23 protein-coding genes are annotated in these 21383 nt (G+C 72.7%); 13 read left to right on the forward strand and 10 right to left on the reverse strand.

Annotated elements, in window-relative coordinates; all coding sequences use genetic code 11:
• Nucleotides 1-9 precede the first annotated feature (9 nt).
• The 4 genes from ACYVOO_RS01090 to ACYVOO_RS01105 all read right to left on the reverse strand — a co-directional run bounded on the left by ACYVOO_RS01090 (nucleotide 10) and on the right by ACYVOO_RS01105 (nucleotide 3301).
• Nucleotides 10-1212: a cystathionine gamma-lyase gene (locus ACYVOO_RS01090; RefSeq protein WP_461013777.1), complete on the reverse strand. Its 1203-nt coding sequence runs from the start codon at nucleotides 1210-1212 to the stop codon at nucleotides 10-12.
• Nucleotides 1213-1262: 50 nt separating this feature from the next.
• Complete coding sequence (locus tag ACYVOO_RS01095; RefSeq protein WP_461013857.1) at nucleotides 1263-2222, reverse strand: fructosamine kinase family protein; 960 nt, start codon at nucleotides 2220-2222, stop codon at nucleotides 1263-1265.
• 98 nt (nucleotides 2223-2320) lie between these two features.
• On the reverse strand, nucleotides 2321-2836 hold the full coding sequence (locus ACYVOO_RS01100; protein ID WP_461013778.1) for a low molecular weight protein-tyrosine-phosphatase: 516 nt from the start codon (nucleotides 2834-2836) through the stop codon (nucleotides 2321-2323).
• A gap of 87 nt (nucleotides 2837-2923) precedes the next feature.
• The gene (locus ACYVOO_RS01105) at nucleotides 2924-3301 is read right to left on the reverse strand and encodes a phage holin family protein (protein ID WP_453344317.1); all 378 of its coding nucleotides are present in this window, start codon (nucleotides 3299-3301) and stop codon (nucleotides 2924-2926) included.
• A gap of 63 nt (nucleotides 3302-3364) precedes the next feature.
• Between ACYVOO_RS01105 and ACYVOO_RS01110 the strand changes: the two genes are divergently transcribed.
• Both ACYVOO_RS01110 and ACYVOO_RS01115 read left to right on the forward strand, forming a co-directional pair.
• Nucleotides 3365-3682: a cupin domain-containing protein gene (locus ACYVOO_RS01110; RefSeq protein ID WP_461013779.1), complete on the forward strand. Its 318-nt coding sequence runs from the start codon at nucleotides 3365-3367 to the stop codon at nucleotides 3680-3682.
• A 219-nt stretch (nucleotides 3683-3901) separates the two neighbouring features.
• Nucleotides 3902-4123, forward strand: a complete 222-nt coding sequence (locus ACYVOO_RS01115) for a DUF5326 family protein (RefSeq protein ID WP_461013780.1) — start codon at nucleotides 3902-3904, stop codon at nucleotides 4121-4123.
• On the opposite strand, the gene ACYVOO_RS01120 is transcribed toward ACYVOO_RS01115, so the two are convergent.
• Nucleotides 4086-5579: a YibE/F family protein gene (locus ACYVOO_RS01120; RefSeq protein ID WP_461013781.1), complete on the reverse strand. Its 1494-nt coding sequence runs from the start codon at nucleotides 5577-5579 to the stop codon at nucleotides 4086-4088. The two genes, ACYVOO_RS01115 and ACYVOO_RS01120, sit on opposite strands and share 38 nt — an antisense overlap.
• A gap of 220 nt (nucleotides 5580-5799) precedes the next feature.
• Here ACYVOO_RS01120 and thiC point away from each other — a divergent pair, with 220 nt between their 5' ends.
• The 4 genes from thiC to ACYVOO_RS01140 all read left to right on the forward strand — a co-directional run bounded on the left by thiC (nucleotide 5800) and on the right by ACYVOO_RS01140 (nucleotide 9971).
• Entirely contained in the window at nucleotides 5800-7665 is a 1866-nt protein-coding gene (thiC, locus tag ACYVOO_RS01125) for a phosphomethylpyrimidine synthase ThiC (RefSeq protein WP_461013782.1), read from the forward strand.
• A gap of 161 nt (nucleotides 7666-7826) precedes the next feature.
• Complete coding sequence (locus ACYVOO_RS01130) at nucleotides 7827-8036, forward strand: hypothetical protein (protein ID WP_461013783.1); 210 nt, start codon at nucleotides 7827-7829, stop codon at nucleotides 8034-8036.
• Nucleotides 8037-8366: 330 nt separating this feature from the next.
• Nucleotides 8367-9263 (forward strand): LysR family transcriptional regulator, encoded by an 897-nt coding sequence (locus ACYVOO_RS01135; protein ID WP_461013784.1) that lies wholly within the window; start codon nucleotides 8367-8369, stop codon nucleotides 9261-9263.
• Between the two features lie 147 nt (nucleotides 9264-9410).
• Nucleotides 9411-9971 carry an NUDIX domain-containing protein gene (locus tag ACYVOO_RS01140; RefSeq protein ID WP_453344310.1) on the forward strand — a complete coding sequence of 187 codons (561 nt, stop codon included), beginning with the start codon at nucleotides 9411-9413 and terminating at the stop codon, nucleotides 9969-9971.
• A 36-nt stretch (nucleotides 9972-10007) separates the two neighbouring features.
• Here ACYVOO_RS01140 and ACYVOO_RS01145 read toward each other — a convergent pair whose 3' ends face one another.
• The 3 genes from ACYVOO_RS01145 to ACYVOO_RS01155 form a co-directional block, all read right to left on the reverse strand.
• A complete protein-coding gene (locus tag ACYVOO_RS01145) occupies nucleotides 10008-11264 on the reverse strand; it encodes a pyridoxamine 5'-phosphate oxidase family protein (RefSeq protein WP_461013785.1) in 1257 nt (418 codons plus the stop codon).
• Nucleotides 11265-11351: 87 nt separating this feature from the next.
• Complete coding sequence (locus ACYVOO_RS01150) at nucleotides 11352-13184, reverse strand: globin domain-containing protein (protein WP_461013786.1); 1833 nt, start codon at nucleotides 13182-13184, stop codon at nucleotides 11352-11354.
• Nucleotides 13185-13392: 208 nt separating this feature from the next.
• Nucleotides 13393-14034 (reverse strand): HAD family hydrolase, encoded by a 642-nt coding sequence (locus ACYVOO_RS01155; RefSeq protein WP_461013787.1) that lies wholly within the window; start codon nucleotides 14032-14034, stop codon nucleotides 13393-13395.
• Between the two features lie 161 nt (nucleotides 14035-14195).
• On the opposite strand from ACYVOO_RS01155, the gene ACYVOO_RS01160 reads away from it, so the two are divergent.
• The 4 genes from ACYVOO_RS01160 (at nucleotide 14196) to ACYVOO_RS01175 (ending at nucleotide 17105) form a co-directional block, all read left to right on the forward strand.
• A complete protein-coding gene (locus tag ACYVOO_RS01160) occupies nucleotides 14196-14873 on the forward strand; it encodes a DUF2269 domain-containing protein (RefSeq protein WP_461013788.1) in 678 nt (225 codons plus the stop codon).
• Nucleotides 14874-14877: 4 nt separating this feature from the next.
• A complete protein-coding gene (locus ACYVOO_RS01165; RefSeq protein WP_461013789.1) occupies nucleotides 14878-15810 on the forward strand; it encodes a GNAT family N-acetyltransferase in 933 nt (310 codons plus the stop codon).
• A gap of 477 nt (nucleotides 15811-16287) precedes the next feature.
• Nucleotides 16288-16725, forward strand: a complete 438-nt coding sequence (locus tag ACYVOO_RS01170; RefSeq protein ID WP_453344471.1) for a GNAT family N-acetyltransferase — start codon at nucleotides 16288-16290, stop codon at nucleotides 16723-16725.
• Between the two features lie 80 nt (nucleotides 16726-16805).
• Nucleotides 16806-17105 carry a ribosomal protein L7/L12 gene (locus ACYVOO_RS01175; RefSeq protein ID WP_461013790.1) on the forward strand — a complete coding sequence of 100 codons (300 nt, stop codon included), beginning with the start codon at nucleotides 16806-16808 and terminating at the stop codon, nucleotides 17103-17105.
• 48 nt (nucleotides 17106-17153) lie between these two features.
• Here the strand turns inward: ACYVOO_RS01175 and ACYVOO_RS01180 are convergent, their stop codons facing one another.
• Nucleotides 17154-17756, reverse strand: a complete 603-nt coding sequence (locus tag ACYVOO_RS01180; protein WP_461013791.1) for a winged helix-turn-helix domain-containing protein — start codon at nucleotides 17754-17756, stop codon at nucleotides 17154-17156.
• Between the two features lie 87 nt (nucleotides 17757-17843).
• Between ACYVOO_RS01180 and def the strand changes: the two genes are divergently transcribed.
• Nucleotides 17844-18506 carry a peptide deformylase gene (def, locus tag ACYVOO_RS01185; protein WP_461013792.1) on the forward strand — a complete coding sequence of 221 codons (663 nt, stop codon included), beginning with the start codon at nucleotides 17844-17846 and terminating at the stop codon, nucleotides 18504-18506.
• A gap of 109 nt (nucleotides 18507-18615) precedes the next feature.
• Entirely contained in the window at nucleotides 18616-19629 is a 1014-nt protein-coding gene (locus tag ACYVOO_RS01190; RefSeq protein WP_461013793.1) for an NADPH:quinone reductase, read from the forward strand.
• Between the two features lie 96 nt (nucleotides 19630-19725).
• Here the strand turns inward: ACYVOO_RS01190 and ACYVOO_RS01195 are convergent, their stop codons facing one another.
• Nucleotides 19726-20211 (reverse strand): carboxymuconolactone decarboxylase family protein, encoded by a 486-nt coding sequence (locus ACYVOO_RS01195; RefSeq protein ID WP_461013794.1) that lies wholly within the window; start codon nucleotides 20209-20211, stop codon nucleotides 19726-19728.
• Between the two features lie 197 nt (nucleotides 20212-20408).
• On the opposite strand from ACYVOO_RS01195, the gene ACYVOO_RS01200 reads away from it, so the two are divergent.
• On the forward strand, nucleotides 20409-21374 hold the full coding sequence (locus ACYVOO_RS01200) for an RNA polymerase sigma-70 factor (RefSeq protein ID WP_461013795.1): 966 nt from the start codon (nucleotides 20409-20411) through the stop codon (nucleotides 21372-21374).
• Nucleotides 21375-21383: the final 9 nt, after the last annotated feature.

The raw sequence follows: 21383 nt of genomic DNA on the forward strand, positions 1-21383 counted from the left end.
TCGACGGGGTCACCCGGCAGCCGCGTCCAGCGCGCGCCGTACGTCGGCGACGAGGTCGGCCGCGTCCTCCACGCCCACCGACATCCGGATGAAGCCCTCCGGCACCGCGTCCCCGCCCCAGCGACCGCGCCGCTCGGCTGTGGTGCGGACGCCGCCGAAGCTGGTGGCGTCGTCGACGAGGCGCAGCCCGGCGAGGAAGCGCTCGGCGAAGTCCTTGTCGGGCAGCGTGAAGGAGACCACGCAGCCGAAGCGGTGCATCTGCCGCGCCGCCTGCTCGTGCGCGGGGTCGCCCGGCAGCCCGGGGTGGCGGACCCCGGTCACCTCGGGGCGCGCGCCCAGCGCCTCGGCGACGGCGAGCGCGTTGCCCGCCTGGCGCCGGGTGCGCACGTCCAGGGTGGCCAGCGAACGGTGCGCGAGCCACGCCTCCATCGGGCCCGGGATGGCGCCGACGATCTTGCGCCAGTGCCGTACGGAGGCGGCCAGCTCCGGGTCGCGGCAGGTCACATAGCCCAGCAGCACGTCGCCGTGCCCGGTGAGCGCCTTGGTGCCGCTGGCCACCGAGAAGTCGGCGCCGAGGGCGAGGGGGCGCTGGCCGAGCGGGGTGGCGAGGGTGTTGTCGACGGCGACGAGGGCGCCGCGCTCGTGTGCCGCCTCGGCCAGCCGCCGGATGTCGCAGACGTCGAGGCCCGGGTTGGAGGGGGACTCGATCCACAGCAGGGAGGCGCCGTCGAGCCGCTCCAGCTGCGCGTCGGCCGCGGTGGGCGCGGTGCGCACCTCGACGCCGAAGCCCTCCAGGCGCTCGCGCAGTGGGATCAGCAGGTTGTAGCCGTCGTCGGGCAGCACCACGGCCGAGCCGGGACGGGACTGCGAGAGGAGGACGGCGGAGATGGCGGCCATGCCGGAGGCGAAGGCCACGGTCTCGACGCGGTCGTCGCCGGGCGACTCCAGCTCGCCGATGGCGCGCTCCAGGCCCGTCCAGGTGGGGTTGCTGTCCCTGCCGTAGGCGTACGGGGCACCGGCCGGGTCGCCCGGCAGGTGGTAGTGCGCGGCGAAGACCGGGCCGGGGAGGGGCGGCGCGTAGGGCTCCTCCTCGGGGAGGCCAGCGCGCACGACGCGGGTGGCGTCGCCGTCGCTGTCGGCGGGGCCTGTGCCGGTGCTGGCGAACTCCTCGCGGGGGCTGCTCTCGGCGCTTGGGTGTTCGGGAGTGCTCATGTGCGGATGCTCTCTGCTTCGCGGTCCCGCGTCCTGCGGACCGTCGGCGGTCAGCCCAGTGCCGCCCGCGCCGCCGCACCGCACTGTGCGCCGTAGCCGGAGCCGAAGAGGACGGCGTGCACCAGAAGGTGCTGCAACTGGTGGAGGGGTACGCGCTCGACCCGCCCAGGAACAGGCCGGATCTCCTCGTACGCGGCGAGGATACGGGAGAGCTGCGGGCAGCCGAACAGCTGGAGGAGGGCCAGGTCGGTCTCCGGGTGGCCGCCCTGGGCCGAGGGGTCGATGAGGCGGGCGCGGCCGTCCCCTTCCCCGGAGGGCGCGGAGAGGGCTGAGGGGGCCGTCCAGTGGACGTTGCCCGACCACAGGTCGCCGTGGATGACGGCGGGCGGCTGCGGCGGGCCCGCGACCTCGTCGATCCGCTCGCACAGCCGCTCCACGTCACGCGCATCGCCGGGGCCGATGCCGCCGTTGTCGACGGCGCGCCGCAGGAAGGGCAGCAGCCGGTACTCGGCGTGGAAGGCGGGCCAGTCGGCCGGGTCCGTCACGGCGTCGGCGGGGCCGGGGGAGTCCAGGGGGAGCGAGCCGAGGTAGGCGGGGCGTCCCGGGGTGCCGTACGCGTCGGCCGGCGTGCCGTGCAGCGCGGCGAGGTCGCGGCCCAGGCGCTCGGCGGCCTCCGGGGTGGGCGCGCCGGGCTCGGCCCACTCCAGCACCAGCACCTCGTCGTCGTACCCCAGCACGGCGGGCACCGCGACCGCGCCCGTACCGGCGAGGAGGGCCAGCCCGCGCGCCTCGGCCTCGAAGAAGGCGGGGGGTGCGCCGGGGAGGGTCTTCGCGAAGACGGAGAGGGCGGGGGTTTCGCGGTCGCTGCCACGGTCGCCGTCGCCGCCGCCATCGCCGTCCTCGCGGGCGAAGGTGAGGTGATACGCGTCACAGATGTCGCCGCCGCCGACCGGAGTGCCCCGGAGCGCACGCAGCCCGGACCCGGCCCCGGAGACGCCGTTTCCGGCCACTCCGCTTCCGGCTCCGGTTCCGGTTCCGCTCCCGGCTCCGGAGGGGGCACCGTCCAGCAACCCCGCGACGCGCGCGTACAGCCGCTCGGGCACGCCGCTCACCCCGCGCCCCGCAGCTCCTCGCGCTCCTCCATGGCGGCGGCCACCTCGGCGACCAGCCCCGGAACGGCCGCCTCCACCAGGTGCAGGCACTCGTCGAAGCCCGTGGTGCCGCCGTAGTACGGGTCGGGGACGTCCAGCCCGTAGCCGTCGTGCTCCGACGCTTCCGGGTCGTAGGAGCGCAGCAGCCTGACCTTCGCCGCGGCCTCGCGCGTGGGCGCCATGAACCGCAGCTCGCGGTCGTGGCCCTCGTCCAGCGCGATGACCAGATCGTGTTCCGCGAAGTCCGCGGGACCGAACTGGCGGGCCGTGTGGTCCAGCTCGTACCCCGCGGCGCCGAGCGCGGCGGACGTACGGGGGTCGGCGGGGTCTCCGACGTGCCAGCTTCCGGTGCCCGCGCTGCTGGTCGTGACGAGATCGTCGAGACCGGCCTCCTCGACGCGGGCACGGAAGACGGCCTCGGCCATGGGCGAGCGGCAGATGTTGCCGGTGCAGACGAAACAGACGCTGTACATGCTCTCCATCCTCGGCGAGGGGTGCGGGGTGCGGGGTGCGGGGTGCGGGGTGCGGGGTGCGGGTGGCCTTGCTCCCGGCGCGTGCGGTCAGTCCTTGTCGGGCAGGGCCATGTTCAGCGCCCAGGACACGATGGAGATGATCAGGCCGCCGAGCACGGCGGTCCAGAAGCCCTCGACGTGGAAGCTGAGGTCCAGCTTGTCGGAGAGCCAGGACGTCAGCAGCAGCATCAGGGCGTTGATGACCAGCGTGAACAGGCCGAGGGTGAGGATCAGCAGCGGCAGGGACAGCAGCTTCACGAGTGGCTTGACCACGACGTTCACCAGGCCGAAGACCAGCGCCACCAGGACCAGGGTGAGCGCCTTCTGACCGGTGCCGCCGCCGGTGAGCGTGATGTCGGCGACGAGCCAGATGGCGACGGCGAGGGCCGCTGCGTTGGCGAGCGTCTTGATGAGGAAGTTCGTCATACTGTGATCGTCGCAGGAAAAGCGGTACGGGACACAAGTCGAGGGACGAGGGGTGGGCCAGGCGTGAAGGCGTTCCGGCTGGAGGAGCTGGAGGCGGAGCGTGCCGCCAATGACGGCGCTTACCTGCAATTTCTGCGTGAGCGGCACATGTCGGTCGGCCTCTACGCGCTCGACAGGGGCAGCGCCGATCCGCAGCAGCCGCACAAGCAGGACGAGGTCTACTTCGTCGTCAGCGGGCGCGGATCGCTGACGGTCGGGACGGAGACGACGCACGTGGCGCGCGGCAGCGTGGTCTATGTGCCCGCCGGTGTGCCCCACAAGTTCCACCACATCTCCGAGGACCTGCGGGTCATGGTGGTCTTCTCCCCGCCCGAGGGCTGAGCGGCGCGTCCCCGGGGCTGAGCGGCGCGTGCCGACGGCTGAGGGACGCGGTCGAGCTGGCGTCAGGGTCGCGTCGGGGTCAGGGTCAGGGGAGGACCGGGGACGGAGCCTCTCCCGGTCCGACCTGCGGCGACCTAGCCTGGAAGGCAGAAGGTGACAGACGTCGCGGGCGGCCGGTCGCGATCCGACGGACACAGACGGAGACAGGGGTAACAGCGCATGGATGCCAAGGGACTGCTCACGGGGCTGCCGTGGTGGGTGAAGTGGGTGGCGATACCGGTGATCGCCATTGTCGTGTTCGGCGGGCTGATAGCGAGCCTCGTCGGCTTCCTCGTCGGGCTGCTGTTCAAGGTGCTGCTCTTCGTCGCCCTCGTCGGCGGCGTCATCTACCTGGTGCGCCGGTTCACTTCGGCTTCCTCCTCTTCCCGCGGCGACTGGTGACGCGGGAGCCCGCGCGGCCGGGCGCGGGTGCGGAAGCGGGCCCAGATGCGGGTGTGGACGCGGGCCCGCCAGCAGCTGGGCCAGGTGCCGAGGACGCGGCGGGCGCCGAGGGCGTCGCGCGGTGCCGGTCGGCCGAGACGACGAGCGCGGCGAGCAGCGTCGTCACGGGCACGGAGGCCACCAGGCCGATCGAGCCCACGAGCGTACGGACGATCTCCTCCGAGACGACCTCGCTGGTCGCGACCATGGAGACGCTGCTGCGCGCGATGGAGAAGAGCAGCAGCAGCGGCAGCGCGGCACCCGCGTAGGCCAGGACGAGGGTGTTGACCACCGAGGCGATGTGGTCGCGTCCGATGCGCATCGCGGCGCCGTAGATCTTGCGCCAGCTCGCCTCCGGATCGGCCTCCTTCAGCTCCCAGACGGCCGAGGTCTGGGTGACGGTCACATCGTCCAGCACGCCCAGCGAGCCGATGAGCACCCCGGCGAGCAGCAGGCCCTGGATCTCGATGTCCGGATAGAGCCCGTGCACCAGGCTCGTCTGGTCGTCGGTGTTCCCCGACAGATGGGCCCAGCCGATGAAGACCGAGCCGAGCACCCCGATCAGCAGCAGCGAGACGAGCGTGCCGAGCACGGCGACGGACGTGCGCGCGGAGAGTCCGTGGCACATGTAGAGCGTCGCGAGCATGATGGCGCTGCCGCCGATCACCGCCACCAGCAGCGGGTTCGAGCCCTGGAGGATCGCGGGGAGGATGAAGAGGGTGAGCACGGCGAAGCTGACGACGAGACCCGCGAGCGCCAGCAGTCCGCGCAGCCGCCCCACGACCACGACGGCGAGCGCGAAGATCCCGGCCAGCACGGTCACGGGGACGCCGCGTGCGACGTCGGTGACGCTGTACTGGAGGGAGCGGGGCGCCTTCTCCGCGTAGGCGACCACCACTTCCTGGCCCGCGGACAGCTTGCGCGTCGAGTCCGGGGTGACGACCTCGGTGTACGTGTGGCCCTTGTCCTTGCCCCCGGTGACCTCGATCGTCGCCTTCTGGCACGCGGCGCTGGCCTGTCCGCCGCTGCCGCCCCCGCTCGCGCCGCCCGCCCCGGCCCCGCCCTGCGCGCCGCCCGAGGCGGAGTCGCCCTGCTGCGCGGGCTGCTGCGCGTTGACGTCCTTGCAGTCGACCTGGGCCACCTCGGTCACCTTGGCCGGGAACGTGGGCCGGTCGAAGCCGACGCCGCTGTGCCCGTGCCCGGGGGTGCCGCCGGGCCACAGCACGACGAGCCCGACGACGATGGCCGCCGCGAAGGGGATCAGCACCGCGCCGATCACCTTGCGCAGATGCCGCGACACGGGCGCTGCGGGCCCGTGAGCGTGGGCGTGACTGTGCCCGTGCCCGTGGCCGTGCCCATCGGTGTGCGCGTGGCCGGGTCCGGGGCTCTGGGAGTGGGGCTCTGGTGTCGGGGTCACCGCCAGATCATCGCAAGAACGTCCGGGTCCCCTGTTCAAGGCCGCACGTGTGCCGTTAGCGTGGAGTCGCCTTTGCACACATCGCGGGAGCTCCGAGCACGGGGCTGAGAGGGCGCTGACCTGCGTAGTCGCATCCGACAGCGGATGCGGACCTACCGCAGAAGGCTGCGTCGACCGCCGAACCTGTTACCGGGTAATGCCGGCGTAGGGAGTGGGTCTCATGACCACGCAGGACGCACGCACGCCTGCCACCACTGAGGAGCGGACGGGGCGGACGCTGTCCGCCGGGTCCGCCGAGGCCGACGGGGGCGCGGAGCAGCAGCCGCGCCGGATCGGCTGGCACAAGGGTTACGTGGACGGATCGCGCCCGGACATCCGGGTACCGGTCCGGCGCGTGCACCTCACCAACGGCCACGACGTGACGCTCTACGACACGTCGGGGCCGTACACCGACCCCCAGATCGACACCGACGTCCGCCGCGGACTGGCCCCGCTGCGGCAGAACTGGATCATCGAGCGGGGCGACACCGAGGAGTACACGGGCCGTGAACTGCGGCCCGAGGACGACGGGCTCAAGCACACCTCGCCGCGCGGCGGGCTGCGCAACCTCGACGCGGTCTTCCCTGGCCGCCCCCGCCAGCCCCGGCGCGGCCGGGAGGGCGCGGGCCCCGAGGGGAAGCGGGCCTCGGTCTCCCAACTGGCGTACGCCAAGCGGGGCGAGATCACGCCGGAGATGGAGTACGTCGCCGTACGCGAGAAGTGCTCGCCCGGCTTCGTGCGCGACGAGATCGCGGCGGGCCGCGCCGTCCTCCCGGCCAACGTCAACCACCCGGAGATCGAGCCGATGATCATCGGCAAGAACTTCCTGGTGAAGGTGAACGCCAACATCGGCAACTCCGCCGTCACGTCCTCCATCGAGGAGGAGGTCGAGAAGATGACGTGGGCGACCCGCTGGGGCGCCGACACGGTCATGGACCTCTCGACGGGCCGCAACATCCACACCACGCGCGAGTGGGTGCTGCGCAACTCCCCCGTCCCCATCGGCACCGTCCCCCTCTACCAGGCGCTGGAGAAGGTCGACGGCAAGGCCGAGGAGCTGAGCTGGGAGGTCTACAAGGACACCGTCATCGAGCAGTGCGAGCAGGGCGTCGACTACATGACGGTCCACGCGGGCGTGCTGCTGCGCTATGTGCCGCTGACGGCCCGCCGCAAGACCGGGATCGTCTCGCGGGGCGGCTCGATCATGGCCGCCTGGTGCCTGGCGCACCATCAGGAGAGCTTCCTCTACACGCACTTCGCGGAGCTGTGCGACATCCTGCGCACGTACGACGTCACCTTCTCGCTCGGTGACGGGCTGCGCCCCGGCTCGATCGCCGACGCCAACGACGAGGCGCAGATGGCCGAGCTGGACACCCTCGGCGAGCTGAACCGCGTCGCCAAGGCACACGACGTGCAGACCATGATCGAGGGCCCGGGGCATGTCCCGATGCACAAGATCAAGGAGAACGTGGACCGCCAGCAGGAGGTCTGCGAGGAGGCCCCCTTCTACACCCTGGGCCCCCTCACCACGGACATCGCGCCCGCCTACGACCACATCACCTCGGGCATCGGCGCCGCGATGATCGGCTGGTGGGGTACGGCGATGCTCTGCTACGTCACGCCGAAGGAGCACCTCGGGCTGCCGGACCGCGACGACGTGAAGACCGGCGTCATCACGTACAAGATCGCGGCCCATGCCGCCGACCTGGCCAAGGGCCACCCCGGGGCGCAGGACTGGGACGACGCGCTCTCGGACGCACGGTTCGAGTTCCGCTGGGAGGACCAGTTCAACCTGGCCCTCGACCCGGACACGGCCCGCTCCTTCCACGACGCGACACTCCCGGCCGAGCCCGCGAAGACGGCGCACTTCTGCTCGATGTGCGGGCCGAAGTTCTGTTCGATGAAGATCAGCCGCAGCATTACCGAGCAGTTCGGCTCGGACCAGGACGGCACGCTCAGCGAGGAGGAGGTCAGGGCGGGCATGCTCGCGAAGTCGGAGGAGTTCGCGGCGGCGGGCAACAAGGTCTATCTGCCGATGGCCGACTGACGCGTCACGACGGGAACGGGCACGGAAGTCGATTGGTGCTTTTATCAGACCATTGACGCCATCTCGGGGAAATCTCATAAAAGCCCCGTGGCTTGTGGGAAATACACCTCCGACAACGGGCACATTGTCCGTGCTCCATTTCCCGTCGGAAGGCTTTCCCCATGCGTTCTGTCGCTCGCCCCATCATCGTCGGTGTCGCCGTTCTGGGTCTCGCCGGTTTCGGCGCGGTCTCCGCTCACGCCGGTGAGGGCCCGCCGCACCACGGCCACGGCAGCTACCACAAGACGGTCAACAAGAAGAACACGGAGATCGAGGACAACGACCGGGTCATCAGCAAGTCCATCCTCTTCGGCGGCATGGACCTGGACTGATCCGGCGCGATCCGCCACCTTCGGTCCTGGGCCGCCCGCCACGGCGGCGGCCCGGCGACCGGCCAGGGCACCAAAGGCCCCACCCGTTCGCGGGTGGGGCCTTGGCGTGCGCGGGTGCCCCCCACACGCGCGGGCGGTTCGAGGCTCCCCCCTCATGCCTCGAACCGCCGGGCGGTTCAACGCGCGAAGAACCGCGCGTACAAGGCTAGTTGACCCAGCGTCAGTGTCCAATCACAGTATCGACACAGACCTATCGGAATACTTATCGTTGCTGCACTGTCAGTGACCGAAGTGAGGGTCATCCCTACCGGGTGGCCGCCCGGAGGCGCTATGGATCTGGCCCTGCTGCGCACGTTCCTCGCGGTGCACAGGGCCGGGTCGTTCACCCGCGCCGCCGCTCTGCTGGGCCTTTCGCAGCCCGCCGTGACCGGACAGATCAGGAGCCTGGAGCGGCAGTTGGGCAGGCCGCTGTTCCTGCGGCAGGCGCGCGGGGTGACGCCGACCACCGTGGGGGAGGAGCTGGCGCACAAGGTCGCGCCGCACCTCGACGCGCTGCTGGAGATCACCGAGAGCGGGCTCGACGAGGACTCAGCGAAGCGGACGCTGCATCTGACGGGCCCGCCCGAGTTCACCTCCCTGCGCGCGCTGCCGGCGCTCGCCCCGCTGGTCGAGCACGGCCTGACGCTGCGCATCGCGTTCGGCCCGGCCGAGGAGAGCCTCGACGGGCTCGCCGCCGGGCACCACGACATCGCCATCAGCACCCACCGCCCGCGCGGCGAACTGCTCACGGCCACGCCGCTGTGCGACGAGGAGCACGTGCTCGTCGCCGCGCCCCGCTGGGCGGCCCGGCTGGGCGGTCCCGCCGTCGTACGCGCGAAGGGCGCGCGGTCGCTGGAGCGGGTGCCCGTCATCTCCGTGCACGAGAGCATGCCGCTGCTGACGCGCTACTGGAGCACCGTCTTCGACACCCCGCCCACCGCGTCGGGCGCGGTGATCGCGCCGGATCTGCGCGCGGTGCTCCAGTGCGTGACGGCGGGCGCGGGGATGGCGGTGCTGCCACGCTATCTGTGCACGGACGCGCTCGACGCGGGCGAGGTCGTGGCGCTGCACGATCCGCCGGTGCCGCCGCTGCGCACGTACTTCCTGTCCGTACGGGTCGGGACTCTGGCACATCCGCACATCGCCCGCGCCCACGAATGGCTGCTGCGCGCGGCAGGTGACTGGTGACCGGGCCCGGTGGGGAGCCGTGACATGGGGCGGGGCGTGGGCGTGGGGCGGTCTCGTCGCGACGGAGAGCGCGCGGGCGCGTAGCCGCACGTCCGCGCGGCGCGGGGGCCGGGTTTGATCCTCCGCCGGACGGGCGAAACCTCATCCATGGCCCAAGAGCGTCCCGTGGTCAAGCGCACCGCACGCGCCATCCTCCTCGATGGTGACGAGAGCCGTGCGGGCCGCATACCGTCCCCCGACTCCCCGCTCCGCTCCCCCGGCGCCGAGGCCGCGCCCCCTCCCGATCTGATCCTCATCAAACGGACCAAGCCTGGCCGCGAGCCGTACTGGATCACTCCGGGCGGCGGCGTCGAGCCGGACGTGGACGCCACCGTCGTCGAAGCGCTGCACCGCGAGGTGGACGAGGAACTGGGCGCGAAGGTCACCGATGTGGTGCCCGCCTTCGTCGACACCGTCCACCACTCAGCGCACCACGCGGCGCACGGCGTGAAGGTGCAGCACTTCTTCGTGTGCCGTCTCGCCTCGATGGACCTCTCGCGTCGGCACGGGCCCGAGGTCGAGGAGCCGTGCGGGGAGTACGAGATCGTGCGGGTCCCGTTCACGCGCGAGGGCATCGCCTCGGTCGAGGTGGTGCCGCCTTCGCTGCGCGACTATCTCGACGCCAACATCGAGGGCGTCAAGGCCCTCCTCGCGCCCGACCTGGGCTGACGGCCGGACACCCGCACCTGGTGGGCGGGTCGGCCGTCAGCCGAACCAGCCCTGGAACGGTGTCGTCCGTTCCGCCTCCGCCGCCCTGCGCTGTGCCTCCGCCAGCGCGCGCTGCGCTTCCTGCCGCCACGCCTCGGGGTCGGTGGGCGGGGACGCGGGTGCGGCTGCGGGTGCGGCTGCGGGTGCGGACGCCGGGGTGGGGCGGGGCGGGGACGCCGGCCTCGGCAGCGTCAGCGGAAGCGTCTCGGGGGCCGACGTGAGCTGGGGCTGCTGCGACCCGGACGGTGCCGGTGCAGGTTGCTCGGGCCGCAGTGGGGGAGGCGTCCGCTGCTGCGCCTGGACCAGGTCCGGAGGCGGGCTCTGCGGCAGGCCGCCGCTGACGGTCCCGTTCACGGGCTGCGGCTCGGGAGGCGCGGGTGCGGGCTCGGGATCGGTCGCTGGCGCTGGTGCCGTCGGCGCGCTCCTGCGGTGCTTCCGCTCGCCGCCGTTCCGGCCGCCGCGCGCGGCCCCGAAGAAGTCGCCGCCCTTGCGCTTGTAGTCGTCGGTGCCCCAGTCGCGCGCCGTGCGCTTCGGCGCCTTCTGGAGGTGCGGGATGTGCTTGGCGCAGTGGATGTACGCCTCCTCCACCTCGACCCTCACCCACAGTTGCGCCCGCCGCCCGGGGACCGGGTCGGAGGGGAGGTCCGGGTGCCAGGCGCGTATCTCGGCGTCCTCCACCAGCTCGGCACGGCCGTTGATGTGCAGTCCGATGCGGGCCTGTACGAAATCGATCAGCATGATGCCCAGGTGCGGGTTCTCCTGGATGTTGCCGAGGCTGGCGTGCACGCCGTTGCCCCGGTACTCGGGAAAGACGAGGGTGCGCTCGTCCAGTACGCGCAGGAAACCCGCCGGGCCCGCGCGGAAGCTGCTGTCGCATTCGCCGTTGCGGTCCGAGGTGGCGAGGAAGAACATCTCCTGGCGCTGTGTGAACTCCCGCATCCGCGCGTTCAGATGGTCCAGCACCTGGTCGTCGTAGAAGCGCGCGGCCCGCTCGGCCGTGCCCAGCCGCTCCTGGAGCGCGTGCTCGCCGTCGCTGCCAGGGCGTCGGACCGCGTCACGGGCGTACGCACCGGGGCCGGGGGCGTCGTGGCCCCTCGCCTCCTGCGCGCCCTGCGGCGCGTCACGCACGTCGTCCGCACCCGTGTGGGCGCGCTCCGGGCCGTACTCGTGCCCCGCGTCCCGACCCGCGTCATGCACAGGCTCGTGCCCGGCCTCGTGCCCCGGCTCGTGCCCGGCTGCCTCAGCGTCTGCCACGCCGCTTCCTTCCCCGCTCGCGCTCGTCCTCGTACCGTCCAGTGCCCGTGCGTCTGTGCCCGTGCCCGTGCCCGTGCCCGTGCCCGCCTAGTCTGCGGTGGCGACGAGTTCGTCGAGGGAATCGTGCCGGATCCGGTGGGTGGGGATACCGGCCCCCACCAGAGCGTCCACACCGCTGCGGATCATTCCTGGCGGCCCGGACAGATAGCCGTCGTAGGAGCCCCAAGGCCCGTACTGCCGCACCGCGTCGGGGAGCTGGCCCGCCAGCGAGCGCGCCGAGGAGGGTCCGGCGCGGCCGTCGGAGATGACGGGGCGCACCGACAGCCATCTGTGCTGTTTCTCCAGGCGGATCATGGTGTCCAGGTCGTAGAGGTCGTAGTCGCTGCGCGCGCCGTAGAAGACCTCCACGGGCCGCGCCCTGCCGTGCTGCGCCACGTCCTCGATCAGCGCCTTGATGGGCGCGATGCCCGTGCCGCCGCCGAGGCACAGGAGGCCGCTGTCGCTGGCGTGGTCCACCGTCATCGTGCCGCCGGGCGGCCCGAGCCTGATCACGTCGCCGGGCCGCGCCCTGTGCACCAGCGCACTGGAGACCCAGCCCGCGGGGACGGCCTTGACGTGGAAGGTGAGCAGCCCGTCGGCGCGTGGCGAGGAGGCGAAGGAGTAGTGCCGCCACACGCGTGGCCACCAGGGCGTCTCGACGCTCGTGTACTGCCCGGCGAGGAAGGGGTACGGCTGGTCGGGCCGCACGGTGAGCACCGCGATCTGCGGGGTGCGCTGCTCGTGCGAGACGACCTCGGCGTTCCACCAGGCGGGCGCGCGGTGTTCGTCGTCGGCCGCCGCGTCGATCATCACCTGCGAGATGGTGGTGTACGCGCGCACCCACGCGCCCTCGGTCTCGTCGTCCCACGTGCGCGTCGCGTACTGGGAGAGGGCGCCGAGCAGGCACTCGCCGACCGCCGGGTAGTGCTCGGCGCGCGTCCCGTACTTCCGGTGCCCCCGGCCGAGGTGGGAGAGGTACTCGGTGAGCGTGTCGATGTCGTCGACCAGCTTCACGGCCGTCAGCAGCGCCCTGAAGAGGCGGTCGCGCTGGGTGTCCATGGACGCGGGGAAGAGGTCGCGCAACTGGGGGTGCTGGACGAAGAGGAGGGCGTAGAAGTACGCGGTGACCGCGTCCGCCGAGGGCTCGATCTCGTCCATCGTGCGGCGGATGAGGAGCGCGTCGCGCGAGGGCTCGCGCACGTCGGCGTTCGTCGCGGCGTTCGTGGCGGAGGCTGCCGGGCCGTCCGTCGACGAGGCCGCGCGGGGGAGCGGCACCGACGGCTGTGCGGGCGGGGGCGCCTGGCCCGGACGCTGGGCCTCCGTGGCATCGCGCGCGGGTGCGGGTGCGGGTGCGGGCGCGGACGCGGACGCGGAGCCGGACGCCTGCGCGGGTACGGGGGTGGACTCGAGCGCCTGCGCCGGGGCGTGCGCGGCGGCCTGGGCGCGCGGCGCCCGGCCTTCGGCGGCGCGGGAGTGCTCGGGCGACGCCTGGCCGCGGGACTGCTCGGGCACGCGGCGCGCGGGCGGTTCGGGCGCGTGCGGGCCGGTCGCCGAGGCGGGCGCGCCGGTCGGCAGGGGCACGTCGGCCGAGGCGGACGCCGGGCCCGGCGTACCCGTACCCGTACCGGCCCCCTGCTCCGGTCCCGGCGCCCTGCGGGCACGCTCGGCACCGGAGCCGACGGGACGTATCGCGCTCACAGGCCGGCTCGGTATCTCCCCGCCGTCGCGCTCGCGTTCACGTTCGCGCTCACCCGCGCCCGTGCCCCCCTCCCCCTCGGTCTCGCCCTTGGCCTTCGCCGGGGTGAACCATCCCCAGTCGCCGCTTTCACCGCTGCCGCTGTCATCGGCGGACGCCCCGTTACCGGCTGACGTGGTGGTCATGGTCTGCCTCGCCTCGAACATCTTCCGGACAGTCTGCACACTTCCGCAATCGGAACGTGTCGGTAATTCGACCCCCTGTGACACTGCGACATCGGCCGTGGATTCCGTAACCGCCCGATGCGGAGTCGACCATACCGTTATGGCTTCACTGCACAAGTCCCGTCCACGGTTCCAGCGAATTCCGTGATTCGGGCCACTAAGCGGAGAATTACCGCCCGTAACAGACGAGTCCGTATGCCTCCCGAAGATCACGACCGCTGTACTTGTGCGAGGCGATACCGCTGACATGCCGGTCCGCATTGACGGCCACAGAGACCGGCACGGCCGCGAACAGCTCGGCGTCCGAGAGCGAATCGCCGTAAGCCACGCAGTCCGACCTCCGCACCCCGAATTTCGCGCAGAGTTCGTCCGCGATCTTGACCTTGGCGGCGGGCGACAGAATCCCGGCGGGGTCCAGCGGTTCGCGGAACGGAACCTCCGGCCACCGGGAACCATAAGCCGCGTCCGCACCCCACGCCAGCAGCCTGCTGACAAAGAAATCCGGCGACAGCGAGATGACCGCACAACGCTCCCCGCGCGCCCGGATATCCCGCCACACTTCGCGGATGCCACCGAGCCACGGCGCCCCCTCGAACGCGGCGGAGACATGCGCGTCCGTCAACTCGTCCCACAGGTCGCGGGCGCGGGCAGCGAAGCCGGGCGGGGTCAGCTCCCCCGCCGCGAAGTCCCGTTCCAGCTCCCGGATCTCGCGCTCCAGGCCGAGCTGTCTGGCGATCTCCACGGAGGCGGCGGAGCCGTGGATCAGCGTTCCGTCGAGGTCGAAGAGATGCAGCCGGGTCGATCGCGTCATGGGGCTGATGGTAGAGGCGTGCGGGGCGTGCTCTCACCCGTCTTCTTGCAGAGGCGTACAGAGACGTACAGAGGTGTACTCGGGTGTACTCGCCCCCGAGTACGCGCGGATACTCCCGCCGTCAGACGCGCGCCCGTGCACGTGTCAGCAGGGTGGAAAGCATGAAACCTCTCTCGCGGCCCGTACGCAGAGCCGCCCTCGTCGTCCACGTCGTCGTCTCCGTCGCCTGGCCCGGCATCTCGCTGTGCCTGCTCGCGCTCGGCGTCGCCGGTGCGCTGTCCCCGCCGTCGTCCGACGAGGCCGCGGCGGCCTACGGCTCCATGCGCGTCTTCGCCGACTGGCTGCTGGCGCCCATCGCGCTGACGTCGCTGCTGTCCGGGCTCGTGCTGTCGCTGGGGACGCCGTGGGGGCTGGCGCGGTACCGGTGGGTGTACGCGAAGTTCTGGCTCACGCTCGCCGCGACCCTGATGACGCTCCTCGCGTTCCGTCCCGCCGTCCAGGACGCCGCCGCGCTCAGCGCCGAGGGCGGCACGGTCAGGGCCGCCGGGATGATCGCGCCGCCCGTCGTGTCGCTGACCCTGTACGTCTTCCTGACCGCGATCTCGGTGCTCAAGCCCTGGGGCCCGACCCGCAGGGGCCGCCGCCTGCGCGAGGCGGCACGCGGGGCACGCGCCGCACGCGGGGCGGGCGGGGCCCGTACGGCACGCGGAGCCCGTACGGCACACGTCGCACGGGAACGGGAGGACGGCCGGGCGGTGACGCGCGAGAAAGCAGGCGCGGAAGATCGCGCGTATGACCGAAATTCGGTGGAAGCGGACCCCGCTCATCAGACAGCCTGACCCCGTGACCACGTCGTCTTCCCCCACCTCAGCAGCCGCGCTCACGGGGCTCCCCGTCCGCAGGCTCTCCGTCGCCGATCTCGCCGCGTGTGCCGACCTCGCCGAGGACAGGGGCTGGGCGCGGGAGGAGCACAAGTGGCGGCTGCTGCTCACGGCCGGGCAGGGGTACGGCGTGGACGCGCCCCCCGGTGATCAGGGCTGCGGCCTCATCGGCGTCTACGTCCTCACCTCGTACGGGAACGAGTTCACCTGCGTCAGCATGGTCCTGGTCGCCGAGCGCCACGCACGGCGCGGGCTCGGGCGCAGGCTGATGGAGCACGCGCTCGCGGAGTCCGGCGGCCTGCCGTGCTTCCTTTCGGCCACCGTGTACGGCCGCCCCCTCTACGAGCAGTTGGGCTTCACGGCCGTCGGCAGCATCGTCACCCTGCGGGGCCACTTCTCCGGCTTCCCCGGCTTCCCCGGCTTCTCCGGCGCTGACGACTCGGCCGAAGAGCCCGCCTCCGTCGTCCCCGTGCGCCGCGCCACGGCCGCCGACCTCCCGTCGATCATCGCGCTCGACGCGCCCGCCTTCGGCACGGACCGCACCGAACTGCTCGCCCGCCTCCCCGCCTTCGCCGACCGCCTCGTCGTCGCCGAGACCGCGCACGGCACGCTCACCGGCTTCGCCGCCGCCTGGCCCAACACGCACGAGACGGTGCTGGGCCCCGTCGTCGCCGAGGACCTCCCCACCGCGCAGGCCCTCATCGCCGATCTCGGCACCCACGCGCCGGGCCGCATCCGCTTCGACGTCGACTCCCGCCACCCCGAACTCGACGTGTGGCTCCGCGCCCACGGCCTCTCCGGCGACTTCACCTGCACCCTCATGATCCACTCGGCCCCCGACCTCCCCGGCGACATCACCCGCCGCTTCGCGCCCTACTCCGTAGCCCTGGGCTGAAGCGCGCGACCCGCTGAGGGACGCGCCACCACGAGCCCGGCCACACACCCTGCGCGGCCGACACGCTCCGCCACCCCGACGGCGCGGAACCGACGCGGAGCGACCACGATCCGCGCAACCCCGTCACGGCAGCGGTCGCCCCCCGCCAGCCCACGCCCTGGAGCCGGTCTGCTCACGCGGGCGCGGTCCCGACGGCGCCAGTACGGCGACCGGCCCCGTACAAGGGGTCGGACAGCACCCGGAGCGGCACCCACCGCACTCCCCCGTAGCAAGCCAAGGCCACACCAGCCGAACCCGGCCCGCAGCCGGGCACGGCGGCGAACCGCACCAGCGACGCACCGCGTCGCACCCACCTCCGCAGGCCCCGTGTGGGCCCGGAGCACGGGGCGTAGGCTGCCGATCATGAGCACTGCGCCTTCGTCACCGTCGTCACCCTCGCGCGCCGCGCCGGACGCGGACTCCGCGCCGCCGCTCACCATGCGCCGCGCGACTCCCGAGGACCTCCCGGCCATCGTCGGCATGCTCGCCGACGACCACTTGGGCGCCGAGCGCGAGTCCCCCGACGAACCGGCCGTGTACCGCGCCGCCTTCGACCGGCTGGACAAGGACCCCAACCAGCACCTGGTGGTCGCGGAACGCGACGGCGCCACGGTCGGCACGCTCCAGCTCACCGTCATCCCCGGCCTGTCGCGGCGCGGTTCGACGCGCGCGCTGATCGAGGCCGTACGCGTGCACACGGACGCGCGCGGCGACGGCCTCGGCACCCGGCTCATCGAGTGGGCCATCGAGGAGTCGCGCCGTCAGGGCTGCGTCCTGGTCCAGCTCACGTCCGACGCCACCCGCGTCGACGCGCACCGCTTCTACGAGCGGCTGGGTTTCGAAGCCTCGCACCTGGGCTTCAAGATGATGCTCTGAGCACGCACGCACCACGGCTCCGCTCCGTACGTCACGTCACGCCACGTCACGCCACGTCAGCCCGATGAGGACCACGCCCCATGGACAGCACACTCGCGGTCGTACTCGCCATCGCCGTCGTCGGCCTCGGACTCGTCCTCGGTGGCGTGGAGAGCCAGCGGCGCCGCGCCGACCGCCGCATCGCCCGCACCGAGCGCAGGCTCGACCAGGCGCTGAACCACCTGGGCATCGACGACCCCGACCCGCGCCTCCAGGAGGTGCGCGAACTGGCGCTGAGCGGCAAGAAGATCAAGGCGATCAAGCGCTACCGCGAGGTGACCGGCGCGGATCTGGTCGAGGCCAAGGAAGCGGTCGAGCGCATGCCCGGCGTCCCCCGCTGACTCTCCGCTGACCCTAGGTCAGGGCGCTGGGCGCGAGAGCCCGCGCCCTCAGCCCTGCTCAGCCTCGTCCGCCTCGTGCGGCAGCAGCGGGAACAGGCGGCTGATGAGGGCCACGGGTCGGGCGTCCTCTGGCCGGGCCAGGGGGCGGTGTTCGCGGTCCTGGTAGGGGGCGAGCGCCCGTCGTACGGCGTCCGCGACCCGCCCCATCTCCTCGGGCGTCAGATAGGCGACGGCGCTGAACGCCTCGTCGCGACGCCATTCCGGCGGCGCCTCCGCACGCTGCGCGAGCCAGCGCTGCCAGCTCTCGTCCTCCAGTCCCCGCGCCAGATCACCGAGCCCGTCGCCGCCCCCGCCCTCGTTCTCGCCCGCACCGCCCGCACCGGCCGCGGCACGGCCGTCCCGCCGCCGCAGCCGCCAGGGCCGCGCGCGGCCCCCGTTGTGCGGGGCTTCCTCGATGTACCCGTGCCGCGCGAGCTGCCGCAGGTGGAACGAGCAGAGCCCGGAGCTGTATCCCAGCCGCCCCGCTGCCTCGGTCGCCGTGACGGCGCCGACCTCCGCGAGCAGGTCCAGCAGCGCGGTGCGGGCCTCGTGCTCGGGCAGCGCACCGTCGGCAGCGGCCTCGGGAGAGAGGGAGAGGTCGTCTTCAGTCACTTTGCAAAGTCTGCTACTTTGCAAAGCCCTTGGCAAGCCGCCGAGGCGCATGAGGCGTACGAGACATGTACGGAAGGGGAGCCAGCCATGTCCGCTCGTCGAGAGCAACCGCGTCCCGCCGACCGCCGGGTCCGCGTACAGGGCCGTCCCGTCGACGCGTACCCCGCGCTGCCCCCGGAGGCGGAGCACGGTTCGGTGCGTCGGATCACGGAGGTGGGCGAGGAGGTACTGAGCCGCCCGTGCCGGGAGGTGACCGCGTTCGGGACCCCGGAGCTGTCGGCGCTGATCGACGACATGTTCCTGACGATGCACGTGGCCGACGGCGCCGGGCTCGCCGCCAACCAAGTGGACGCCGGCCTGCGGCTGTTCGTCTACGACTGCCCGGACGACGACGGGATCCGGCACGTCGGCCACCTCGTCAACCCCGTGCTGGACCCGCCGGAGCCGGGCAGCCGCCGCCTCGTCGAGGAGTTCGAGGGCTGCCTGTCCGTGCCCGGCGCGGCCATGACGGTGCCGCGCACGGACCGCACCGTCGTGCGCGGCCTCGACAAGGACGGCGACCCCCTCGTCATCGAGGGGACGGGGTACTTCGCGCGGTGCCTGCAACACGAGGTCGATCACCTCCTCGGCCACACCTACCTCGACCGGCTCTCCAAGCGGGACCGCAAGGACGCGCTGCGGCAGATGACGGACCGCCGTGACGACGTCTTCGCGCGACGCGCGACCAAGGCGACGGCCCTGGGCCACTGACCCCGGTCCCGGTGCCGGGAGGGCTCCGCTCCGGCCGCTCCGGAATACCCGGCTCCGCGCGGGGGTTCAAGACCGCGCGAGCGAAGACCGAGCGAAGACCAGGTGAGAGATGAAGTCCGTCGTCCGGACAACGGCCGGTGACCCCGACGTCCTGCGGCTCGTCGAGCGGCCCGTCCCCGAGCCGGGCCCCGGCGAGGTACGGGTCCGTGTGCACGTCTCGGGCGTCAACCCCACCGACTGGCGCACCCGCAGGCGTCCACTGGCGCCGGGCATCGACGAGCAGGTGCCCCACCAGGACGGCGCCGGGGTCATCGACGCCGTCGGCCCGCAGGTGGACCCGGCGCGGGTCGGGCAGCGGGTGTGGATCTGGGAGGCCGCGTGGGAGCGGCCGTGGGGCACGGCGCAGCAGTACACGCTCGTCCCCGACGCGCACGCCGTCGCCCTCCCCGAGCACGCCCCGTTCGCGCTCGGCGCGGCCCTGGGCATCCCGGCGCTGACGGCGCACCGCGCGCTGACCGTCCAGGACGGCGGCCCCGGACGGCTCGCGCCCGGCAGCCTCGACGGCGCGACGGTGCTGGTGGCGGGCGGTGCCGGGGCTGTCGGCAACGCGGCCGTCCAGCTCGCGCGCTGGGCCGGGGCACGCGTCGTCACCACCGTCAGCGGGCCAGCCAAGGCGGCGCTGGCGCACGCGGCCGGTGCGCACCACGTCGTCGACTACCGCGCTCAGGACGCGGCCACGGAGATCCTGGCCTTCGCGCCCGGAGGCGTCGACATCGTCGTGGAGGTCGCGCCGGGCGCCAACTCCGCGCTCGACCTCGCGGTGACCGCGCGAGGCGCCGTGGTGGCCTACTACGCGGGCGGCGAGGACGAGCACCTGTCCGTCCCGGTGCTCGCCACGCTGTCGGCGAACCTGCGCTGGCAGAGCGTCTTCGTCTACACCGTGCCGGACGCGGCGAAGCGGCAGGCGGTCGCCGATGTCGCGGCGGCCGTGGCAGCGGGCGCGCTGCGCGTCGGCGAGGAGGCCGGGCTGCCGCTGCACCGGTTCCCGCTGGAGCGCGCCGTCGAAGCGCACACCGCGCTGGAACAGGGCGTCGTCGGCAAGATCCTGCTCGACGTGCCCTGATGTGACGTCGGCTGCGGCGGGCCCGGCCCGGAACGGCCTGGGACGGCCTGGAACGAACCGTCGTCCGGACCGGGCCGGCCCCGCACAGGCCGCCGGTCAGCCGAGCAGTTCGGCGAACATGCCGGGCTCGTAGGAGCCTCCCCGCTGGTGCACGATCACGGCGAGCCGGTTGGCCGCGTTGATCATGGCGACCAGGCAGACGAGCGCGGCGGTCTGGTCGTCGTCGTAGTGCTTGCGCACCTGGGCCCAGGTCTCGTCGGACACGCCCTGGTGCGCGTCGGCGATCCTGGTGCCCTCCTCGGCGAGCGCCAGCGCGGCCCGCTCGGCCTCCGTGAACACCGTCGCCTCGCGCCAGGCGGCGACCAGGTGGAGCCGCACCGGGCTCTCCCCGGCGGCCGTGGCGTCCTTGGTGTGCGCGTCGATGCACCAGCCGCAGCCGTTGATCTGGCTGGCGCGCAGCGCCATCAGCTCCTGCGTGGACTTCGGCAGCGTCGACTGCTGGATCGGCATGCCGGCGTTGGCGAACCGCTTGCTGAACTTCTTGCCGAGCTCGTTCTCGAACATGTTGAACCGGGCGTCCATGGCGTCGTCCTCACTCGTGGTCTCCTACGGGACGAACACGAGATGCCGCGCCGCCGCCCCCTGTGACGGGTCGACCGTGTGACGTGCGCCACCGCCCAGGAGTGTCACAACGGCACGGGCACCGGCGTCTTGTGCGCGGGACAGCGCGCGTGACAACGCGCGTGACAGCGCCGGGAGCGAGCGGACAGGGGCAGCCGATGAGGAACGCACACGGGGAGCACGGGGAGCGCGAGGAGCACGGGCAGCACGCGGAGCGCACAGAGACCGGCGGACGCGCCGACCCCGCCACCGAGACGTTCGTCGCCCACCGCAACCTGCTCTTCACCGTCGCCTACGAGATGCTCGGCTCCGCCGCCGACGCGGAGGACGTCCTCCAGGAGACCTGGCTGCGGTGGGTCGGCGTCGATCTCGGAACGGTGCGGGACCGGCGCGCGTATCTGGTCCGGATCACCACGCGCCAGGCGCTGAGCCGCCTCCGCGCCCTCGGCCGCCGCAAGGAGTCCTACGTCGGCCCCTGGCTCCCCGAGCCGCTGCTCACCGCGCCCGACGTGGCCGAGGACGTCGAGCTGGCCGACAGCGTCTCGATGGCCATGCTCCTGGTGCTGGAGACGCTCGCCCCGACCGAGCGCGCCGTGTTCGTGCTGCGCGAGGTGTTCGACGTGGGCTACGACGAGATCGCCGAGGCCGTCGACAAGAGCCAGGACGCCGTCCGCCAGATCGCCCACCGGGCGCGGGCACACGTCGCGGCACGCCGCCCGCGCGGAACCGTCTCTCCGGCCGAGGCGAAGCACGCGCTCGACGCGTTCCAGCGGGCGACCGAGACCGGCGACCTCCAGGGCCTGCTCGACATCCTCGCGCCGGAGGTCGTCTTCCTCGGCGACGGCGGCGGCATCAAGCAGGCGCTCCCGCGCCCCGTCGTGGGGGCCGACAAGGTGGCCCGTCTGCTGGCCAACGGGCTGAGCAGGCTCTCCGTCCTGGGCTCGCTGCGCCCGGCCCAGGTCAACGGCTATCCGGCGCTGACCCTCCACGTCGACGGCGCGCTCGACACCGTCGTGGCGCTGCGCATCGACGACGGCCTCGTCACCGGCCTCTACGCCGTGCGCAACCCCGAGAAGCTCTCCCACATGCGACGCGCGACCACCCTGCGCCGCGCGGCCCCCTGACCCCCTGAG

This window comes from Streptomyces daliensis (genome assembly GCF_054782395.1).